Origin of the sequence: Paraburkholderia sp. MM6662-R1 (genome assembly GCF_050436245.1) — a bacterium.
Taxonomy (GTDB): domain Bacteria; phylum Pseudomonadota; class Gammaproteobacteria; order Burkholderiales; family Burkholderiaceae; genus Paraburkholderia; species Paraburkholderia tuberum.
This window is the reverse complement of the sequence record NZ_JBNDLV010000001.1, coordinates 2145821-2164357: the sequence shown is the minus strand read 5'-3', so window position 1 is coordinate 2164357 and position 18537 is coordinate 2145821. Positions and strand designations below refer to the sequence as shown.

Sequence of the window (18537 nt, the reverse complement as noted above, 5' to 3'; positions counted from 1 at the left end):
TTTCAGTCGATTGTAACGCGCTCGCTACAATACGCGCACAACCACTCACGCAAGTAGCAGACCAATCAGCCATGCCAGAGTTGCCAGAAGTCGAGGTTACCCGACGGGGGATCGAACCGTATGTGTCCGGGCGCAAGGTTGAGCGCGTCGACGTGCGGACGGCCGCGCTGCGCTGGCCAATTCCGGCCGACCTTGCGAAAACCTTGCGCGGCCACGTGGTGCGCAAAGTCGAGCGACGCGGCAAGTATTTGCTGTTCGAAATCGACGCTGGGTGGTTCATCGTCCACCTCGGCATGACGGGCACGTTGCGCGTTCTGCGTCATGTGCCGCATCCGCCTGCCGCGGCGAAGCACGATCATGTCGACTGGATCTTCGACGACTTTATCCTGCGCTATCGTGATCCCCGCCGCTTCGGCGCGGTGCTATGGCATCCGCGCGAAGCAGGCGACATCCTCGAACATCCGCTGCTCGCGAGCCTTGGCGTCGAGCCTTTCTCGCCGGCTTTTTCGGGCGCGCTGATGCATCGGTTGACGCGCGGGCGCAAGGTGTCGGTGAAGCAGGCGCTGCTGGCGGGGGACATCGTGGTCGGCGTGGGCAATATCTACGCGTCGGAGAGTCTGTTTCGCGCGGGCATCCGGCCGACCACCGCGGCGCGCCGCGTGTCGCTCGTGCGTTATGAACTGCTGGCCGATGCCGTGCGCGTGACGCTCGCCGCCGCGATCGACAAGGGCGGCAGCACGCTGCGCGATTTCGTCGGCAGCGACGGCGAAAGCGGCTATTTTCAGCTCGACTACTTCGTCTACGATCGTGCGGGCCTGCCATGCCGCGTGTGTGGAACGCCAATCAAACAGATCGTGCAGGGGCAACGCTCCACGTACTTCTGTCCCACTTGCCAGCGCTAGATTCTCGATGCCTTCCCGCCTGACCCCAACGACCGGCGCGCGCTCCAGCGCGTCCGACACCACGCCCGCGTTTGCGCCGATGCCCGAGTTTTCCGCGCGGCTGATCGCGTGGCAGCGCCAGCACGGCCGCCACGATCTGCCGTGGCAGAACACGCGCGATCCGTATCGTATCTGGCTGTCCGAAATCATGCTGCAGCAGACCCAGGTGTCGACGGTGATTCCGTACTACGCGAAATTTCTCGCGCGTTTCCCGAATGTCGCCGCGCTCGCCGCCGCGCCGTCCGATGACGTGATGGCGCTGTGGGCCGGCCTCGGCTACTACACGCGCGCGCGCAATCTGCATCGCTGCGCACAGGTCGTCGTCGAGCAGCATGGCGGCGCGTTTCCCGCGTCGGTCGATGAGCTCGTCGAGTTGCCCGGCATTGGGCGCTCGACGGCCGCGGCGATCGCGTCGTTCGCGTTCGGCGCGCGCGCGACGATTCTCGACGGCAACGTGAAGCGCGTGCTCGCGCGCGTATTCGGCGTCGAAGGCTTTCCGGGCGAGAAGAAAGTCGAGAACGCAATGTGGACGCTCGCGGAATCACTGCTGCCGTCGAATGCGTCGAACGCGGAGCTCAGCGGGTACACGCAGGGCTTGATGGATCTCGGCGCGACATTGTGCGTGCGCGGCAAACCCCATTGCTCGCGCTGTCCGTTCGCGCCGGACTGCGTTGCCAACGTCACCGGACGTCAACGTGAATTGCCGACCGCGCGCCCGAAGAAAGCGGTGCCGACACGCCGTACGTGGATGCTGCTGCTGCGCGACGGCAATGCGGTGATGCTCGAGCGGCGTCCGCCGTCGGGCATTTGGGGTGGTCTGTGGAGTTTGCCCGAAGCTGCCGACGAAGCATCGCTGGCCGAGCGGGCGCGCGCGTTCGGCGGCGACGGCGAAGTGTCCGCGCTCGCGTCGTTCTCACACGTATTCACGCATTTCAAGCTCGATATCGAACCGCGGCTTGCGGAGTTCGATCGCGGTGTCGGCGCCCTGGCCGCGCTCAACGATGCGGACACCGCATGGGTTGCGCTCAGCGATCTGGATTCGTTCGGCGTGCCGGCGCCGGTGCGCAAGCTGCTCGCCAGTCTGAATGGTTCGTTGCTCTAGCGGAATGGATCGGAGGTGCTGAGCGGGCGACTTGGGTCCGACGCGGCAGCCTTCACGACTTCAGGATTTCACAGCAACTGATGCTGTTGCATGTAGTGATGCACGACGTCGATGCGTGCGCCGGCATCGGTTAATTCCATCAGCTTTTGCCGTGCGCGCAACGCGATTGGCAGCACCTCGGCGAGACGGTTCGACACCCACGACGGATCGTCGAGCCGGAACGGCTCGGCGAACGGTAGGCTGTCCGGATCGCGTTCGCGGATCGTTGCGATGATCCGCTCGAGCACTTCCGCGCACGCGCCGAATTTGGCCAATAGCTCATTGCCCTCGAGCGGGAGATCATCGGCGAGCGGCTCGGCCATGCCGACCAGCAGACCGCTCGCTTCGACGCGATGCGATAACAGACGAAAGCGCGTCGTGCCGCGCGCGCGAATCAGCAGCATGCCGAATGCTTCGACGTCGCACTCGTCGATTTCGGCGAGACAGCCGATCGTTTCGGGTACCGAAGGTTCTTCCTCGCGCGCGACTTCGGCGCCGCTTTTCAGCATGCAAACGCCGAACGGTGTTTTTTCGCGCAGACAGTCGCGCGCCATGTCGAGGTAGCGCGCTTCGAAGATTTTGAGCGGCAGCAAGCCATCGGGAAATAGCACCGTATGCAGCGGAAACAGCGGCAAATCGGCGTACACAGTAGGTGTAGAGGACATGGCGCAACGCTTCGGGTTAAGGCCGCGCGATGCGGCCGGTTAAGCCACCAGCTTCGATGATTCGCCGACGTCGACCGGCGCATCGCGGTGCCGCACAATCACATTCGCCGATGTTGCGAGACGCGCGGCAAGCGTCTCCGCGATAAATACCGAGCGGTGCTGGCCGCCCGTGCAACCGATTGCGACGGTCAGGTAGCTGCGATTGTCGTCGCGGAAATGCGGCAGCCACTTGGACAGATACTTCTCGATGTCGTCGATCATCTCGTGGACGACCGGCTGCGCATCGAGAAAATCCATGACCGGTTTGTCGAGGCCGGTGAGCGGCCTCAATTCATGATCGTAGTATGGGTTCGGCAGCGTGCGTACGTCGAATACGAAATCCGCGTCGAGCGGTACGCCGCGCTTGAAGCCGAACGACTCGAACATCAGCACGAGCCCCGCGTCCTCCTGTTCGATGAAGCGCTTGACCCATGCGCGCAGCACGTTCGCGCGCAGATTGCTCGTATCGATCTGATGGCCGAATTCGGCAAGTCCCGCGACCAGTTCGCGCTCGCGTTCGATCGCTTCGGCGAGCGACGTGAGCAGGCCAACGTCCGCGTCGTGCGCGGGCGAGCCGGACAGCGGATGGCGGCGACGCGTTTCGGAAAAGCGTTGAATCAGCGACTGCGTGCTCGCGCTCAGGAACAGCACGCGCACGTCGTGCGAGCGCTTGAGGTCACGGATCATCGCGGGCATTTCGTCGAGCGACGAACCGGAGCGCGCGTCGATCGCGACCGCGAGACGATCCTGGCCGTCCGCGGCGAGGTAGGTGGCGAGTTGCTGCAGGAAACGCGGCGGCAGATTATCGACGCAGTAATAACCCGCGTCTTCGAGCGCGTTCAGGGCAACGGATTTGCCGGAGCCGGAGATACCGGTGATCAGGATTATGCGCATGGAGTCGTCGAAAGCGTAGATTTCATCATAGCATCTGGCCTCCATGCGCGTGCCCGCGGCCTGCCTTCTGCGGGCGCTTCATGGCGCTGTGGCGGGCTTCAGATCAGCTTGCCGGGAAACTGGCTATCGGGATCCTGCATGGCGAGACGTTGCCGATCCATGAAATCGCGCAGCGTGTCGATACCGCGCAGCTGCAGAATCGTATTGCGCACGGCCGCTTCGACCAGCACCGCGAGGTTGCGGCCGGCGGCCACCTGGATCGTCACCTTGCTGATCGGTAGGCCGAGCACGTCGACGGTCTGGCTTTCCAGCGGCAGCCGCTGGAATTCGCCGTCGGGGCGGCGCACCAGTTGCACGATCAGCTTCAGTTTCATTTTGCGGCGCACCGCCGTTTCGCCGAAGATCGTCTTGATGTCGAGCAGACCGAGGCCGCGAACTTCGAGCAGGTTCTGCAGCAGCGGCGGACAGCGTCCTTCGACGAAGTCCGGGCCGAGGCGCACGAAGTCGACGGCGTCGTCGGCGACGAGACCGTGGCCTCGGCTAATCAGTTCGAGGCCGAGCTCGCTCTTGCCGAGGCCCGAGTCGCCGGTCAGCAACACGCCCATGCCGAGGATGTCGAGAAACACGCCGTGCAGCGTCGCGCGCGGCGCGAGAATGCGCGACATGTAAAGACGCAGACTATCGATCACCGCGGCCGCCGAGGTCGGCGTCGTGAACAGCGGCGTCGACGAGCGCGTGCAGCGCAGCACCAGCTCCGGCGGCGCCGCGACTCCGCCCGCGACGACGAGAAACGGCGGCTCCAGCGCGATCAACTCGGCCATGTGGCGCGAGCGGTCTTCGTCGGTCTGACGTTTGTAGTAGTCGATTTCAGCGTCGCCGAGCACCTGGATCCGGTTGGGGTGGATCAGGTTCAGGTGGCCGACGAGGTCGGCGCTCGACGTGGCATTGGCGACCGATTCCGAAGAAAAGCCGCGCTCCCAGCCTTCATGCCCCGTGAGCCAGCTGAGCTTCAGCATGGCGGCGTTGTCGTCGAAAATGCTTTGGGCGTTGATGCTGGACGTATCCATGAGTCAGTGACTCCAGTGTGAGCCGCTTGCCGGGTCTTTGCTGCGTGTGCGGGCGCGTATGAACTACCGCCGCCGTTGCATCAAGGTTGCCACTGAGTAAGCAGGCGATGCAACGATTCGCGTTCTTCTTCAGTGTGCAGCCGCTCGCGGGCGTCGCGATCGGACAGCAATTGCGCGATCTCGGAGAGAATTTCGAGGTGCTGTTGAGTGGCCTGTTCGGGGACGAGCAGGAAGATCAGCAGCGAGACCGGCTGGCCGTCCGGCGCTTCGAAGGGGATCGGTTCGGCGAGTCTGACGAATGCGGCGAGCGGCTGCTTGAGGCCCTTGATCCGCCCATGCGGGATTGCGACGCCTTCGCCGAGCCCGGTCGAGCCGAGTCGTTCTCGCGCAAAAAGATTGTCTGTGACGGTACTGCGGGCGATGCCGTTCTGGTTCTCGAAGATCAGGCCCGCTTGCTCGAACACGCGTTTCTTGCTGGTGACCGATAGTCCGATGACGACGTTCTCGAGGGGAAGAAATTTGGCTAAACGATTCATTTTGACAGGCGAAAACGTGGCCTGAGTTCTCCCCACCGGGGCGGTTGAGTGACGTTCCATTCGTTCGATGCTGGCGAAGACGGACGGTCAGAGTCGATCGCGAAAGCGTTAGATTTCGATCGGCCGTACTTCATCAGAGCTGGCTTGACCCCGATGGTAACTGGAACATTATAGAACAGGGTGACGGCCGATGGTGCGGCGCGCCATCTATGCATATCAGGTTTTTCAGCGCTTGCGCCGCGGCACGTGTCGCGCTGCGCAAACCTCTGCGGGAATGGTACGGGTCGGCCTCGGCGAGACGCACCGGCGGTGAGCGGAAACCGGGGCGCTGAAACGAAAAACCGCCCGGTCGCGGGCGGCTCGACGAGTTCAAGGGAATTGAGGAATTTCCTCTAATTTCTCCTATTGCGGCGGTACGTCCAGTTGCGGCGCCGGCTGATACTTGATCGCTTCGTGCTGATGGCCTTGCAGACGATCCTTGTGGCGTATCACCTGCCTGTCGAGCTTGTCGATCATCAGATCGATTGCAGCGTACAAATCGCTGTCACAACTCTCGACGAAGATATCCTTACCCTTCAGATGGAGGTTGATTTCCACCTTTTGACGCTTGTCCTTTTCCTTATGGTTGTCGACCGAGAGGACCACACTGCCGTCGATGACCTGATCGAAATGTCTTAGCACCCTGTCCAGTTTGGTGATCACGTATTCGCGCAACGCAGGCGTTACTTCGAGGTGGTGTCCACTGATCTTGAGATTCATAGTGCTTCTCCAAGCTAATGGCCGCTTGGTCCGCACAATGACAAAGGTCCGGTCGATCTGACGGCTTGCCTGTGTCGCCCCCCGGTGACGGACATCTGGCAGGTCGCAGCGGCCGGCCTGTCCGCCAGGTGCGGAGCGGCCGGTAAATGCCCGCTGCAAAACGCGACGGGCTACAGAGACTTGCGCAGGTTGACTGCCGGGATTTTGAGCGCCTCACGGTATTTCGCAACGGTACGCCGTGCGACCACGAAGCCCTGTTCCGCCAGCAGTTCGGCTATGCGACTGTCTGAAAGTGGCGATTTCGGGTTTTCCGCTCCTATCAGTTGTTTGATCAGCGCGCGAATGGCCGTGGAGGAGGCCGCGCCGCCGGTGTCCGTCGAAACGTGTGAGCCGAAAAAGTACTTGAATTCCAGCGTCCCGAATGGGGTCAGCATGTATTTGCCGGTTGTCACACGCGAGACAGTCGACTCGTGTAGGCCCAGCGTATCAGCTATTTCCCGCAAAACCAAGGGGCGCATGGCAATTTCGCCGTGCACAAAAAAGCTCTTTTGACGCTCGACAATTGCCTGCGCAACCCGCAGGATCGTCTCGAAACGCTGCTGGATATTTTTGATCAGCCAGCGTGCTTCCTGCAGTTGCTGGCGCAACGAACCACTGCCCGGATCACCGCGGTTATTGCGCAGAATATTCGCGTATAGATGGTTAATCCGCAGCTTCGGCACTACCTCGGGATTCAGCTCCGCCAGCCAGCCCTGTGCCGTTTTGCGCACCATGATGTCGGGCACGACGTAGTCCGCTTCGGCCTTGCCGTAGGCCGCGCCCGGAAATGGTTCGAGCGAGCGGATCAGCACATGCGCGTTGCGCAGATCGTCGTCGCTGGCCTTAAGGTGCTTGCGCAGCCGCGTGAAATCGCGCGCGGCGAGCAGTTCCAGGTAATGGCTGACAATGTCTAGCGCAAGCGTGCGCGTGGGCGATGGCTCGAGCCGCAGCAACTGCAGCTTCAGACATTCGGACGCGGAGCGCGCGCCGACACCAGATGGGTCGAAGCTATGCAGCAGCGCAAGCGCGGCGTTCAGTTCGTCGACGTCGACTTCGAGTTCTTCGGGCAGGTCGGCCAGCACTTCTTCGAGCGTGGCGGCGAGATAGCCGTCGTCGTCCAGCGATTCGATCAGGAACGTGATGAGCGCGCGGTCGCGCTGGCTCGCCTGGGTGACGCGCAGTTGCGTCATCAGGTGGTCGCGCAGCGACGTGCTCGATTCGTGGATTTGCAGCGGGGGCAGGTCGTCGTCGTCCGACGCGTTGCCGGAGCGGCCGTAGTCGTCCAGGTTCCACTGCGAGGTATCGCCGCCGCCGTCGCCCGAAAGGCCATTGTATTCGTCGACACCCTGCGGCTCGCCGCTTTCGGCTCGCTCGCCGTTGCCCTCGGACGATGCCGAACCGTTGCCGGCCATCGGATCGGCCGGCGCCGAGGAGCCCGGTGTCTGGGCGATCACGGAACCGTCGGATGCCACCCGCAACGGGCTCGCGATCCACTCGTCTTCGTTTTCGAGGAGAGGATTCTGCGAGATCGCCATGGCGACTTCCTGCTGCAGTTCGAGCGTCGACAACTGAAGCAGCCGGATGGACTGTTGCAGTTGCGGCGTGAGCGCAAGATGCTGCGATAGGCGGAGTTGGAGGCTGGCTTTCATGGCAAGTTGAGATTCATTGTAGAGAGTTTGCCACGACCGCGATACCTTGCGGCACTCGCAATTTTTGGGTACGCCCAATTTGGCGCGCCGCGCGGCGCCACCCTGCGCCGCCTGACAACGAATGTGCGGGTGCCGCAAAAATGGCGCCGCGGCCGGCCGCGCGCGCTCGCTTGGCCGGGGACGCCGTACGTGCTTACATGCGGAAGTGCTCGCCCAGATAGACGCGCCGCACGCTTTCGTTTTCGATGATGTCGCTAGGCGCGCCGGCGGCCAGCACGCTGCCGTCGCTGATGATGTACGCGTGATCGCAGATACCTAGCGTTTCGCGCACGTTGTGGTCGGTGATCAGGACGCCGATATTGCGCTGCTTCAAGAACTTGACGATTTTCTGGATTTCCAGCACCGCGATCGGGTCGACGCCGGCGAACGGTTCGTCGAGCAGAATGAAGCTCGGATTGGTTGCCAGCGCGCGCGCAATTTCAACCCGACGACGCTCGCCGCCCGACAGCGACAGCGCCGGATTTTCACGCAGATGCGCGATCTGAAGCTCGTCGAGCAGCGCTTCGGTGCGTGACGTGATCACGTCTTTGCCGAGGCGCTTGCCGTTTTCGTCGTGCTGCAATTCCAGCACCGCGCGAATATTCTGCTCGACGCTCAACTTACGGAACACCGACGCTTCCTGCGGCAGATATGACAGGCCGAGCGATGCGCGTTTGTGAATGGGCAGCAGGCTGATCGACTTGCCGTCCAGATCGATTTCGCCGGCGTCGAGCGGCACGAGGCCGACGATCATGTAGAACGACGTGGTCTTGCCGGCGCCGTTCGGGCCGAGCAGGCCGACCACTTCGCCGCTCTTCACGTCGAGCGACACGTCCTTGACGACCGTGCGCGAGCCATAGCGCTTCTTCAGATTGCGCACGACCAGCGAACTGCTGGTGCCGGCCGGCTTCCTATGGGGGAGGGGCGCGATGGTGCTGCTCATGGTGCTCACTGGTTCGGCGCTCCCTGGATCGAGTTGGACGGCGTGAGCGTGGCCGACGCGCCGGTCAGCGGCGCGGCGCCGGCGTTGCGCGGCGACAGCATCGCGCGCACGCGGCCGGTCGGGTTGCCCGGACCTGCGACGTCCTTGCCTGACTTCGCGGTGTAGAAGTCGTTCTGGCCGTCGTAGGTGATCACGCTGCCGTGCACCTGGTCGAGCAGCGTCGTCATGCCCTGCAGGCGGCGCACCGTCGCGTTGGTGGTCAGCGTGGTCAGATCCTGCTTGCCGTCGTAGTCGATACGGATGGCCGTACCCTCGATGTATTCGTCGAGCCCTTCGCGCTTCTGGCGGAAATACGACAGATTGCCGCCGCTCGAGGTGCCGGTCGCGAATTGGTAGCCCTGCGGGTCTTGCGACACTTCGACGCGATCGGCCTTGATCAGGATCGTCCCTTTGGTGGCCACCACGTGGCCGGTGAAGATGCTGACCTGCCGCAGGTCGTCGTAAGTCATGTTGTCCGCTTCGATGTTCAGCGGCTTGTCTTTGTCGGCGCGGTCCGCGTGCGCAAGCGGCGCGAAGCCGACGAGCGGCAGCGCGACGACGAGCGCAGCGAGTGCGGCGCGGCACGCGGACAGCGCGCGCGAACGGCCGGTATCAAAACGGGGGTGCGATTCGTTCATGCAGTCACGCCTGGAATGGATTACCCGGTATGCGTTGGCTTAGTGGCCGGAATCGGACGCGGCGATTGCGCCTCTTACATTGCCGAACAGTTGCATAAGCCGGGTGACATTGTTGTATTTCATGCCGCTGGCAGTCATCACGGACATGCCGCGCTGAAGTTTAACTGGCTTTTCAGTCTCGATCACATCGTCGTTGACGAGGACCCTGAAATGCTCGGAATCGGCCTGCATCTGCGGATCGCCGCCGCCGGGCGCGCGCAGGATGCGCGCGTTCTGGTACAGATTGACGATCGACGCATCCGCGTTGACCGTGCCCGTGTCGCCGGTCGCGGTGACGATCGGCTTGCCGGGCTGGAACGCACGCATCGCCGGCTTGACGAGGTCGCTCATTTCGTCGTCCTCGTAATGGACCAGCGACTGCGCGGTCAGCCGGTACTGCGTCGCGCCTGACTGGTCGAGCTCGGACACCGAAAAGTTGTCGGCGAAGTAGTCCGGCGTGTGTTCCTTCGGGCGCACCTCGTCGTCGGTCTTGCGCGGCAACGTGGCTTGCAGCAGCCACCACGTGATGCCGGCGAGCGCCGCCATCGCGATGAGCGGGATCAGCGAAGTCAGGCGAAACTGGTTCATCCCACGAGGCCCCGTTGCTCGCCGCTGCACGCCGCCGCGAGCAGTGCTTCATATTTGTGCTGGGCACGCAGCAGCGTGTCGCACACTTCGCGCGCCGCGCCGTAACCGCCGCGCGCCTCGCTGACCCAGTGGGCGCGCGCGATCACTTCGGGATGCGAATTGGCCGGCGCGGCCGCGAAGCCGACGCGCAGCATCACCGCGAGATCGACCCAGTCGTCGCCCATGTAGCCGCAGTCCTCGGCGGTGAGGCCGGTTTGCCGCAGCAGGTCGGCGAACGCCTGTGGCTTGTCCTGCACGCCCTGGTAGACGTGCGCGATGTTCATTTCTTTCGCCCGCGCGGCCACGATGCCGGACTTGCGCCCGGTGATGAGCGCCGTTTCGATGCCGGCCTGGCGCAGCAGCTTCATGCCGTGGCCGTCCATCGAGTTGAAGCCTTTCATCGTGTCGCCTTCCGCCGTGAACAGCAGGCCGCCGTCGGTCAGTACGCCGTCGACGTCGAAAATCATCAGCTTCACGCGGCTTGCGCGTTCGGTAGCGGTAGGGGGAGCAACGGCCATCAGATCACCTTCTTCGAAAACAGGTCGTGCATGTTGAGCGCGCCGATCAGCTTGCCCGTTTCGTCGACGACCAGCATCTGATTGATACGATAACGCTCCATCAGTTCCACGGCTTCGACCGCGAGATGATCCGGCCCGATCGTGCGCGGGCCCGCGGTCATCACCGAGGCGATCGGCAGCTGGCGGAAATCGCCGTCGCGTTCGAGCACGCGGCGCAGGTCGCCATCGGTGAAGATGCCCTTCACACGGCCCTCGCGGTCGACGACCGAGGTCATGCCCATGCGCTTCGCGGTCAGTTGGAAGAGGGCATCGCTGACGGTTGCCTCAGGGGTGACCTGCGGCAACTGGTCGCCGGTGCGCATGACGTCGCGCACGTAGGTGAGCAGGCGTCGGCCGAGCGCGCCGCCCGGATGCGAGCGCGCGAAGTCGTCGCGGCCGAAGCCGCGCGCGTCGAGCACCGCGACCGCGAGCGCATCGCCGAGCGCGAGCGCGGCGGTGGTGCTGGCGGTGGGCGCGAGATTCATCGGACAGGCTTCCTTCGCGACGCCGGAATTCAGATGCACATCCGCGAGTTGCGCGAGGCTTGAGCCAGGACGGCCCGTCATCGCGATCAGCTTCGCGCCGATCCGCTTGATGAGCGGCAGGATCGCCATCAGCTCCTCGGTTTCGCCCGAATTGGACAGCGCGAGAAATACGTCGTCGGCGGTCACCATGCCGAGGTCGCCGTGGCTTGCTTCCGCCGGATGCACGAAGAACGCGGGTGTGCCGGTGCTTGCCAGCGTGGCCGCGAGTTTGCGGGCCACGTGGCCGGATTTACCGATGCCGGAGACGACCACGCGTCCACGGCAACCCAGGATGAAATCGACCGCGCCGACGAAACTGCCGTCGAGCTGGTCGCGAAGCGCGCGCACGGCGTCCGCTTCGATGTCGAGTACGTCGCGAGCAAGCGTGAGTGCCCTGTCGCCATTGATTTTCGCTATCATTCGCGGAGTATAGCAAAGGCGCCTGTTCGCCGCGCCGGGCCTGCTGTGCCGAGCCGCTGTCTGCATCGGCCTGTCGACAATCCCCTTTTTCAGCTGCTTTGTCGCCTTTTTGCAGCTTTTTTGCCGGCCCAATCAATCATCTCGCACGGCGTTCTCGTGCGCGGTTCCGCTGACGAACGAGGACGCTTCACCCATGCGTTTTTGCCGATGATTTCCCCGCTCGAAATGACGCTGTTTTTACTGCTGGCATCGGTGGCGGGTGTGGTGATCTTTCGCTTCCTGAATCTGCCGCCGATGCTCGGCTACCTGACGGTCGGCATCGTCGTCGGGCCGCATGCGTTCGGGCTGATTCCCGATTCGGCGGGGGCGCAGAATCTCGCGGAATTCGGCGTCGTGTTCCTGATGTTCTCGATCGGGCTCGAGTTTTCGCTCGCCAAGCTGCGCACGATGCGCCGGCTCGTGTTCGGACTCGGCTTGCTGCAGGTGATCGGCACGGTCGCGGTGGCGGTGTCGCTCGGCTTCGTGCTCGAGCGTTGGGTGCATATCACGTGGCAGGCGAGCGTCGCGCTGGGCGGCGCGCTGGCGATGTCGTCGACGGCAATCGTCAGCAAGATGCTCGCGGAGCGGCTCGAAATCGAAACCGAGCACGGCCGCAATATCTTCGGCGTGCTGCTGTTTCAGGATCTCGCGGTGGTGCCGCTGTTGATCATCATTTCGGCGCTCGGCGGCCGCTCGGAGAATCTGGTCAGCGCGCTCGGCGTCGCGGCGATCAAGATCGTCGTGGCCCTCGCGCTGCTGCTGATCGTCGGGCAGCGCTTCATGACGCGCTGGTTCAACGTGGTCGCGCGGCGCCGCTCGCAGGAGCTGTTCGTCCTCAATCTGCTGCTGGTGACGCTCGGCGCCGCGTTCATCACCGACAAATTCGGGCTGTCGCTCGCGCTCGGCGCGTTCATCGCCGGCATGCTGATCGCCGAGACGCCGTATCGGCATCAGGTCGAAGAGGACATCAAGCCGTTTCGCGACGTGCTGCTCGGGCTCTTCTTCGTGACCACCGGCATGCTGCTCAATCCGCGCGTGATCTGGGAGCATCCGCTCGTCGTGCTGGCTTTTTTCCTCGGCCCCGTGCTGCTGAAATTGGTCATGATCACCGGCCTTGCGCGGCTCTTCGGCGCGACGCCGGGCGTCGCGATGCGTACCGGTATCGGTCTCGCGCAGGCGGGCGAGTTCGGCTTCGTGCTGCTGAACCTCATTCTCGACCGACATCTCGTCGACGCGACGCTGTTGCAGGCGATTCTCGCCGCGATGCTGCTGTCGATGCTCGCCGCGCCGTTCATGATCCAGAACGCGGACCGTGTCGTGCTGCGGCTGTCGTCGACCGAATGGATGATGCAGTCGTTGCAGATGACGCGCATCGCCACGCAAAGCCTGAAGCAGAGCGGCCACGTAATCATCTGCGGCTACGGCCGCGCCGGGCAGAACCTCGCACGCATGCTCGAGCATGAAGGGCTCTCGTATGTCGCGCTCGATCTCGATCCCGACCGTGTCGCGGCGGCCGCGGCAGCCGGCGAATCGGTCGTGTTCGGCGACGCGGGGCGGCGCGAGTCGCTGCTGGCCGCCGGCCTGCATCGCGCGGCCGCGATCGCGATCACCTACGCGAACACGCCGTCGGCACTGCGCGTGCTGCACAACATTCACGAGATGGAGCCGACGCTGCCGGTCATCGTGCGCACCGTCGACGATGCCGATCTGGAGAAACTGCTCGCCGCCGGCGCGACGGAGGTGATTCCGGAGATCGTCGAGGGCAGCCTGATGCTCGCGTCGCATACGCTCGTCGTGATGGGTGTGCCGATGCGGCGCGTGGTGCGGCGCGTCGAGGAGATGCGCGACGAACGCTATTCGCTGCTGCGCGGCTATTTCCACGGCGCCGACGACATCGACGACGACGACGGCCACGAGCAGGTGCGGCTACAATCGGTGCCGGTCGACGAGAGCGCCGACGCGGTGGGCCGTACGCTCGCCGAGGTGGGCCTGTACGAACTCGGTGTCGAAGTGACCGCGATCCGCCGGCACGGCATCCGCGGCGTCGAACCGGACCCGTCGACGAAACTGCGCGCGAGCGACATCGTGGTGCTGCGCGGTCTGCCCGAACAACTGGCGCAAGCCGAGGAGCGGCTGTCGAAGCATCGCCGCGCCGCTGCGGCCTGAACCCGTGAGCCTGGCCCGTTCTGGCGGGCGACCGTGATTCAAGCCTTTCACCGGACCTGTCGAGGTCCATCCGGAGACATCATGTCCAAGGCGCTCGCGAGCGCGCCGCTCGATGCGGCCGACTACATCAGAAGTCACATTCGCACGGTGCCCGACTGGCCGCAGCCGGGCGTGCAGTTCCGCGACATCACGCCGCTGCTGCGCGAGCCGAAGTCGCTGCGTGTGCTGATCGACCTGTTCGTGCAGCGCTATATCGACGCGAAGCTCGACTACATTGCCGGGCTCGATGCGCGCGGCTTCATCATCGGGCCGATCGTCGCCCATGAGTTGAGCGTTGGCTTCATCCCGATTCGCAAGGCGGGCAAGCTGCCGTACAAGCGGATCTCGCAATCGTATGAACTGGAATACGGTACCGCGACCGTCGAGATTCACGAGGATGCGTGCGAGCCGGGCGACCGCGTCGTGATCATCGACGATCTGATCGCGACCGGCGGCACGATGATGGCCGGCAAACTGCTGCTCGAGCGGCTCGGCGCGGTCGTCGTGGAAGGCGCGGCGATCGTCGATCTGCCGGAGCTGGGCGGCTCGAAGCTGCTGGGCGAGGGCGGTCTTGCGCTCTATACCGTGACGAGTTTCGACGGTCATTGAACCGGGAGGTAGTCACGGCGCGTGCCGTGACGCGCGGTAGCGTTTCCCGCCGTACCAGCGGCTAAAGTCGCATGAGCCGCACAAGCCCCGTTGGCCGAGCAAAACCAACCGGGCTCAACGATATGGCTCACCCATCATGGTTCACCAGTCGCCCAACCAGAAGGCCACCACGATGCCCAACTTCCTGCTGTTTCTTGCCACCTCGATCGCGATCACCGTGGCGCCCGGCCCGGACAATCTGCAGGTGCTCGCGCGCGGCATCTCGCAGGGCCGCGCGGCCGGCCTGGTCGCCGCGCTCGGCTTTGCCGCCGGCATCACGTTTCATACGACACTCGCGGCGCTCGGCGTCGCCGCGCTGCTGCGCTCGTCGCCGCTCGCGTTCGAAGCGATCAAGCTCGCCGGCGCCGCGTATCTGGTGTGGATCGGCATCAAGGCGCTGCGCAGCCAGGGCCTCGCGACCGCGCACGAGCGTGCGCCGCAGCCGCTTTCGACGGTGTTTCGCCAGAGCGTGCTCGGCAATCTGATGAATCCGAAGGTCACGCTGTTCTTCGTCGTGTTTCTGCCGCAGTTCGTGCAGCCGGACGGCGCGCAGAGCGTCACCGTGCAGATGCTGGAGCTCGGCGCGCTGTTCATGCTGCAGACCGTCGTGGTGTTTTCGCTATTCGGCGTGTGCGCGGGGATCATCGGCGGCTGGCTCAGACGGCGGCCGCGCGTGGGCCTGTGGCTCGATCGCGTGGCCGGCGCGACGTTCATCGCGATCGGGATTCGCGTCGCCTTGCGCGACTGAGGCTCGTCACGCAATCCGCCCGCTTCTGCTTTGCCCCGGTTCGCCACGACGGCGGACAGTTTGGAGTTTTCCGATGACTTTGCCCTGCATCACCGCCGCGCGCCGCTTCGACGCGAACGCGCATCGGCCGTTTCTGATCGGCGCCGAACAGGTCGGGTGGATTCGCGAGCGCGACGTGCCGCTGCTCGCGCGCTGGCCCGACGTGTTCGAGATGGCGAACGACGGCGTGACGCTCTGCGCCACGTTCGATACCGTCGATCTGCGCAGCGCGGCGCTCGCTTCCGTGATCGGCGCGCTCGCCGCCGATGGTCGCATCCCCGGCTGGCGCAACGAGACGTACGCGATCCGCAATGCGTTCGACGCGCCGCCGCTCGCGTATATCGAGCGCGCGGCGTCGCGCTTCTTCGGCACGATGACCTACGCGGTGCATCTGAACGGCGTCGTAGAATATGCGGATGGCGAGGCGCCCTTTGGCGGAGCGCCCTTTGGCGGAGCGCCGCGTGGCGCACCGCAATTGTGGATCGCGCGCCGCAGCGATACCAAGGCGACCGACCCCGGCATGCTCGACAACGTCGTCGCAGGCGGGATCGGCTGGGGCTTCGGCATCGCCGAGACGATCGTCAAGGAGTGCTGGGAAGAGGCGGGCATTCCGGCGCAGATCGCGGCGAGCGCGGTCGCGGGCCGCACCGCGCACGTGCTGCAATCGCTGCCGGAAGGCACGCAGGCCGAGCAGATTTTCATCTACGACCTCGCGCTGCCCGCCGACTTCGCGCCGCGCAACCAGGACGGCGAAGTGGGCGAACACCGGCTCGCGCGCATCGACGAAGTCGCGCGCTGGATCGAGGAAGGCGCGCTGACCGTCGATGCCAGCCTCGCGACGCTCGATTGCCTGCTGCGCCGCCGCTGGATCGACGAGGACGCGTGCGAGGGCATCGACGCGCTGTTCGCGCCGCCGGCGCTCGCCTAGCTCAGGCTCATCAGTCGAGCTCAAGCCGTGCAGCCAGTACCCACTGAAACAAACCACGCATTGAAGAAGGGAGTCACCGAGGTCATGTCGACCGATCACAGCTTTATCCTCAAACTGTCGTGCGCCGACCGGCCCGGCATCGTTCACGCCGTGTCGGGCTTTCTGTTCGAGCGGGGCAGCAATATTCTCGACTCCGCGCAGTTCGGCGACAGCCGCACCGGCGAGTTCTTCATGCGCGTGCATTTTCAGCAGGTGGGCGGCGATCCGGGGCTTGACGCGCTGCGCGCGTCGTTCGTGACACTCGCCGAGCAGTTCGGCATGAGCTGGGAATTGCACGACGCGAACGTGAAGCCGCGCGTCGTGATCATGGTGTCGAAGATCGGCCACTGCCTGAACGATCTGCTGTTCCGCTACCGCACCGGTCAGTTGAACATCGACATCCCGGCGATCATCTCGAACCACAAGGAGTTCTACCAGCTCGCCGCGAGCTACGACATCCCGTTCCATCATTTCCCGCTGCTCGGCGGCACGCTCGAAGCGAAAACCGCGCAGGAAGCGCGCGTGCTCGAAGTGATCAACGAGCATCAGGCCGACCTCGTGGTGCTCGCGCGCTACATGCAGATCCTGTCGCCGAACCTGTGCGAGGCGCTCGCCGGCCGCGCGATCAACATCCACCACTCGTTCCTGCCGAGCTTCAAGGGCGCGAAGCCGTACTACCAGGCGTTCGACCGCGGCGTGAAGCTGATCGGCGCAACCGCCCACTATGTGACGACCGATCTCGACGAAGGTCCGATCATCGAGCAGGAAGTCGAGCGTGTGGACCACAGCATGACGCCGGAACAACTGACGGCGATCGGCCGCGACGTCGAGTGTGTGACGCTCGCGCGCGCGGTGAGGTGGCACGTGGAGCATCGCGTCGTGCTGAACGGCAGCAAGACGGTGGTGTTCCGCTAGGAGCCGCGCCAGTCACACTGCGCCGGTCGAGCTCGGCGCGGCCCTTTACCTGCTCGTGTTACGAACGCGCTGCCGCGCCGCCCGTGCTTCTCGCGAGATTCGCGTTTTGCGCGGAACGACGGCGCGCGTTCAGCTTCTTCAGCCAGATCAGCAGGCCCGTGACGCTCAGCACGGCCACCGCCACCCCCACCGCGCTGATCAGAATCCGCCCCCCGAGACCGAGGATGCGCCCCGAGTGCAGCGGAAACTGCACCTGCAGGAAGATGTCGCCGGCCGTGCCTCGGCCGGGAATCCGCGCGGCGAGCCGCTTGCCGGTGGCGGCGTCCCAATACATCCACGGGTTGCCGAGGCCGGTGTCGCCGTGGTCGTTGCCGGACGTGTAGAAGCCGACGCCATACGCGTGCATGAATTCGGCGTAGTAGAGCCCGCCCGGCGGCGCGGCGACATGCATTTCCTTGCCGGCCCGCCCGGCGAGTTCGACGATGCGCTCGCGGCTCTGCACCTGATCGCCGGGTTGCGGCGCGCGCAGGATTTCGGGGTTGCTGAACGGATCGGGTGTCAGCGTCGACAGTCGTGACACGATCGGCCGCACCACCTGGGACGACAGATTCATCGAAATCGACGTCAGCGCGACGATCGCCAGCAGGCCCCAGATCCATACGCCGCCGGAGCGGTGCAGATCGAACGTCAACGCATAGCCGCCGCGTTTCAGGCGCAACGTGAACGACTTGCGCCAGGCCTTCAGGCTCGGAAACGACAGGCACAGCGCAATCACGCAGTCAAAGAGCCACACGATGCCGACGATCCCCATCAGCCAGGTGCCAAGGTCGACACCGCCGGTAAACGGCAACTGCAGCGTGTAGTGCAGCTTGTAGATGAACGGAATCAGGTTGAGTCGCGCGAGCGACACGGCGCCCCACTCGCGGCATCCCTGGATCTTGCCGGTGACGGGATCGACGGCGATCTGATTGAAATCGAGCGGATAGGGCTGCTTCGTCGCCGGATCGGTGCGCGGCAGCACCATCATCTGCAGCGTGTGGCCCGGTTCGACCGTGAGCGGCAGATAGGTCACCCGAAGACGCGGATCGGCGGCTTCGACGCGATTCGCCAGTTCGAGGCCGGACAGCGTCGGCCCGACCGTGCGAGCCTGGTAAAACGACGGGTTCAGCGCGGCATCGAGCTCGTGGTCCCACGCGATGATCGCGCCCGTAAGGCCCGCGACGAACAGAAACAGTGCGGTCGCGACGCCGAACCAGCGGTGCAGGCGGACAAGCCGGCGTCTCATGCGCGAGCCGGCAACGCGCAACAGGGACCCAGACGGAGACGCGGGTGGGAGATCAGGCGAAACGTCACGATGCGGACTGGGTGTAAATAGGAATTGTTCGCATCTTAGGGGGTGGCGCGGTCGGCTGCAAGTTTT

General features: G+C 64.4%; 19 protein-coding genes. 7 read left to right on the top strand and 12 right to left on the bottom strand.

Going from position 1 to position 18537, the window contains the following annotated elements; all coding sequences use genetic code 11:
- Positions 1–71: 71 nt before the first annotated feature.
- Together mutM and mutY are read left to right on the top strand one after the other, a co-directional pair.
- Positions 72–902, top strand: coding sequence for a bifunctional DNA-formamidopyrimidine glycosylase/DNA-(apurinic or apyrimidinic site) lyase (mutM, locus tag OKW39_RS10180; protein WP_090802940.1), 831 nt, complete (start codon positions 72–74; stop codon positions 900–902).
- A gap of 7 nt (positions 903–909) precedes the next feature.
- The gene (gene mutY, locus OKW39_RS10175) at positions 910–2043 is read left to right on the top strand and encodes an A/G-specific adenine glycosylase (RefSeq protein WP_429562588.1); all 1134 of its coding nucleotides are present in this window, start codon (positions 910–912) and stop codon (positions 2041–2043) included.
- A 68-nt stretch (positions 2044–2111) separates the two neighbouring features.
- Here mutY and OKW39_RS10170 read toward each other — a convergent pair whose 3' ends face one another.
- The 11 genes from OKW39_RS10170 to kdsD all read right to left on the bottom strand — a co-directional run bounded on the left by OKW39_RS10170 (position 2112) and on the right by kdsD (position 11556).
- Positions 2112–2747 carry an LON peptidase substrate-binding domain-containing protein gene (locus tag OKW39_RS10170; RefSeq protein WP_184067043.1) on the bottom strand — a complete coding sequence of 212 codons (636 nt, stop codon included), beginning with the start codon at positions 2745–2747 and terminating at the stop codon, positions 2112–2114.
- Between the two features lie 39 nt (positions 2748–2786).
- Entirely contained in the window at positions 2787–3680 is an 894-nt protein-coding gene (gene rapZ / locus OKW39_RS10165; protein WP_041734268.1) for an RNase adapter RapZ, read from the bottom strand.
- Positions 3681–3778: 98 nt separating this feature from the next.
- Positions 3779–4747, bottom strand: coding sequence for an HPr(Ser) kinase/phosphatase (gene hprK, locus OKW39_RS10160; RefSeq protein WP_008921706.1), 969 nt, complete (start codon positions 4745–4747; stop codon positions 3779–3781).
- Between the two features lie 80 nt (positions 4748–4827).
- On the bottom strand, positions 4828–5343 hold the full coding sequence (locus OKW39_RS10155; RefSeq protein ID WP_184026940.1) for a PTS sugar transporter subunit IIA: 516 nt from the start codon (positions 5341–5343) through the stop codon (positions 4828–4830).
- Positions 5344–5685: 342 nt separating this feature from the next.
- On the bottom strand, positions 5686–6042 hold the full coding sequence (gene hpf / locus OKW39_RS10150) for a ribosome hibernation-promoting factor, HPF/YfiA family (RefSeq protein ID WP_027199628.1): 357 nt from the start codon (positions 6040–6042) through the stop codon (positions 5686–5688).
- A 170-nt stretch (positions 6043–6212) separates the two neighbouring features.
- Positions 6213–7730, bottom strand: a complete 1518-nt coding sequence (locus tag OKW39_RS10145) for an RNA polymerase factor sigma-54 (RefSeq protein WP_429336607.1) — start codon at positions 7728–7730, stop codon at positions 6213–6215.
- Between the two features lie 193 nt (positions 7731–7923).
- Entirely contained in the window at positions 7924–8700 is a 777-nt protein-coding gene (gene lptB / locus OKW39_RS10140) for an LPS export ABC transporter ATP-binding protein (protein WP_090805577.1), read from the bottom strand.
- A gap of 17 nt (positions 8701–8717) precedes the next feature.
- Positions 8718–9389: a lipopolysaccharide transport periplasmic protein LptA gene (lptA, locus tag OKW39_RS10135; RefSeq protein WP_090802944.1), complete on the bottom strand. Its 672-nt coding sequence runs from the start codon at positions 9387–9389 to the stop codon at positions 8718–8720.
- A gap of 39 nt (positions 9390–9428) precedes the next feature.
- Positions 9429–10016 carry an LPS export ABC transporter periplasmic protein LptC gene (gene lptC, locus OKW39_RS10130; protein WP_429562587.1) on the bottom strand — a complete coding sequence of 196 codons (588 nt, stop codon included), beginning with the start codon at positions 10014–10016 and terminating at the stop codon, positions 9429–9431.
- A complete protein-coding gene (locus OKW39_RS10125; RefSeq protein WP_184026959.1) occupies positions 10013–10573 on the bottom strand; it encodes a KdsC family phosphatase in 561 nt (186 codons plus the stop codon). Before OKW39_RS10125 ends, lptC begins: the two co-directional genes overlap by 4 nt.
- Positions 10573–11556 carry an arabinose 5-phosphate isomerase KdsD gene (gene kdsD, locus OKW39_RS10120; RefSeq protein WP_429562586.1) on the bottom strand — a complete coding sequence of 328 codons (984 nt, stop codon included), beginning with the start codon at positions 11554–11556 and terminating at the stop codon, positions 10573–10575. Before kdsD ends, OKW39_RS10125 begins: the two co-directional genes overlap by 1 nt.
- Before the next feature lie 207 nt (positions 11557–11763).
- Between kdsD and OKW39_RS10115 the strand changes: the two genes are divergently transcribed.
- The 5 genes from OKW39_RS10115 (at position 11764) to purU (ending at position 17117) form a co-directional block, all read left to right on the top strand.
- Positions 11764–13761 (top strand): cation:proton antiporter, encoded by a 1998-nt coding sequence (locus tag OKW39_RS10115; RefSeq protein ID WP_090802948.1) that lies wholly within the window; start codon positions 11764–11766, stop codon positions 13759–13761.
- A gap of 81 nt (positions 13762–13842) precedes the next feature.
- Complete coding sequence (locus OKW39_RS10110) at positions 13843–14409, top strand: adenine phosphoribosyltransferase (protein WP_184062472.1); 567 nt, start codon at positions 13843–13845, stop codon at positions 14407–14409.
- Between the two features lie 172 nt (positions 14410–14581).
- Positions 14582–15196, top strand: a complete 615-nt coding sequence (locus tag OKW39_RS10105) for a LysE family translocator (protein ID WP_184027294.1) — start codon at positions 14582–14584, stop codon at positions 15194–15196.
- A 73-nt stretch (positions 15197–15269) separates the two neighbouring features.
- Positions 15270–16163, top strand: a complete 894-nt coding sequence (locus tag OKW39_RS10100; RefSeq protein ID WP_429562585.1) for an NUDIX hydrolase — start codon at positions 15270–15272, stop codon at positions 16161–16163.
- Between the two features lie 84 nt (positions 16164–16247).
- Positions 16248–17117: a formyltetrahydrofolate deformylase gene (gene purU / locus OKW39_RS10095; RefSeq protein WP_429562584.1), complete on the top strand. Its 870-nt coding sequence runs from the start codon at positions 16248–16250 to the stop codon at positions 17115–17117.
- Positions 17118–17175: 58 nt separating this feature from the next.
- Here the strand turns inward: purU and OKW39_RS10090 are convergent, their stop codons facing one another.
- The gene (locus tag OKW39_RS10090) at positions 17176–18402 is read right to left on the bottom strand and encodes a PepSY-associated TM helix domain-containing protein (protein ID WP_429562583.1); all 1227 of its coding nucleotides are present in this window, start codon (positions 18400–18402) and stop codon (positions 17176–17178) included.
- Positions 18403–18537 lie beyond the last annotated feature (135 nt).

Bases quoted from the DNA above. Each gene is read 5' to 3' on its own strand.
- mutM (WP_090802940.1), top strand. From the start codon at position 72: ATGCCAGAGTTGCCAGAAGTCGAGGTTACCCGACGGGGGATCGAACCG.
- mutY (WP_429562588.1), top strand. From the start codon at position 910: ATGCCTTCCCGCCTGACCCCAACGACCGGCGCGCGCTCCAGCGCGTCC.
- OKW39_RS10170 (WP_184067043.1), bottom strand. From the start codon at position 2,747: ATGTCCTCTACACCTACTGTGTACGCCGATTTGCCGCTGTTTCCGCTG.
- rapZ (WP_041734268.1), bottom strand. From the start codon at position 3,680: ATGCGCATAATCCTGATCACCGGTATCTCCGGCTCCGGCAAATCCGTT.
- hprK (WP_008921706.1), bottom strand. From the start codon at position 4,747: ATGGATACGTCCAGCATCAACGCCCAAAGCATTTTCGACGACAACGCC.
- OKW39_RS10155 (WP_184026940.1), bottom strand. From the start codon at position 5,343: ATGGAACGTCACTCAACCGCCCCGGTGGGGAGAACTCAGGCCACGTTT.
- hpf (WP_027199628.1), bottom strand. From the start codon at position 6,042: ATGAATCTCAAGATCAGTGGACACCACCTCGAAGTAACGCCTGCGTTG.
- OKW39_RS10145 (WP_429336607.1), bottom strand. From the start codon at position 7,730: ATGAAAGCCAGCCTCCAACTCCGCCTATCGCAGCATCTTGCGCTCACG.
- lptA (WP_090802944.1), bottom strand. From the start codon at position 9,389: ATGAACGAATCGCACCCCCGTTTTGATACCGGCCGTTCGCGCGCGCTG.
- lptC (WP_429562587.1), bottom strand. From the start codon at position 10,016: ATGAACCAGTTTCGCCTGACTTCGCTGATCCCGCTCATCGCGATGGCG.
- OKW39_RS10125 (WP_184026959.1), bottom strand. From the start codon at position 10,573: ATGGCCGTTGCTCCCCCTACCGCTACCGAACGCGCAAGCCGCGTGAAG.
- kdsD (WP_429562586.1), bottom strand. From the start codon at position 11,556: ATGATAGCGAAAATCAATGGCGACAGGGCACTCACGCTTGCTCGCGAC.
- OKW39_RS10115 (WP_090802948.1), top strand. From the start codon at position 11,764: ATGATTTCCCCGCTCGAAATGACGCTGTTTTTACTGCTGGCATCGGTG.
- OKW39_RS10110 (WP_184062472.1), top strand. From the start codon at position 13,843: ATGTCCAAGGCGCTCGCGAGCGCGCCGCTCGATGCGGCCGACTACATC.
- OKW39_RS10105 (WP_184027294.1), top strand. From the start codon at position 14,582: ATGCCCAACTTCCTGCTGTTTCTTGCCACCTCGATCGCGATCACCGTG.
- OKW39_RS10100 (WP_429562585.1), top strand. From the start codon at position 15,270: ATGACTTTGCCCTGCATCACCGCCGCGCGCCGCTTCGACGCGAACGCG.
- purU (WP_429562584.1), top strand. From the start codon at position 16,248: ATGTCGACCGATCACAGCTTTATCCTCAAACTGTCGTGCGCCGACCGG.
- OKW39_RS10090 (WP_429562583.1), bottom strand. From the start codon at position 18,402: ATGAGACGCCGGCTTGTCCGCCTGCACCGCTGGTTCGGCGTCGCGACC.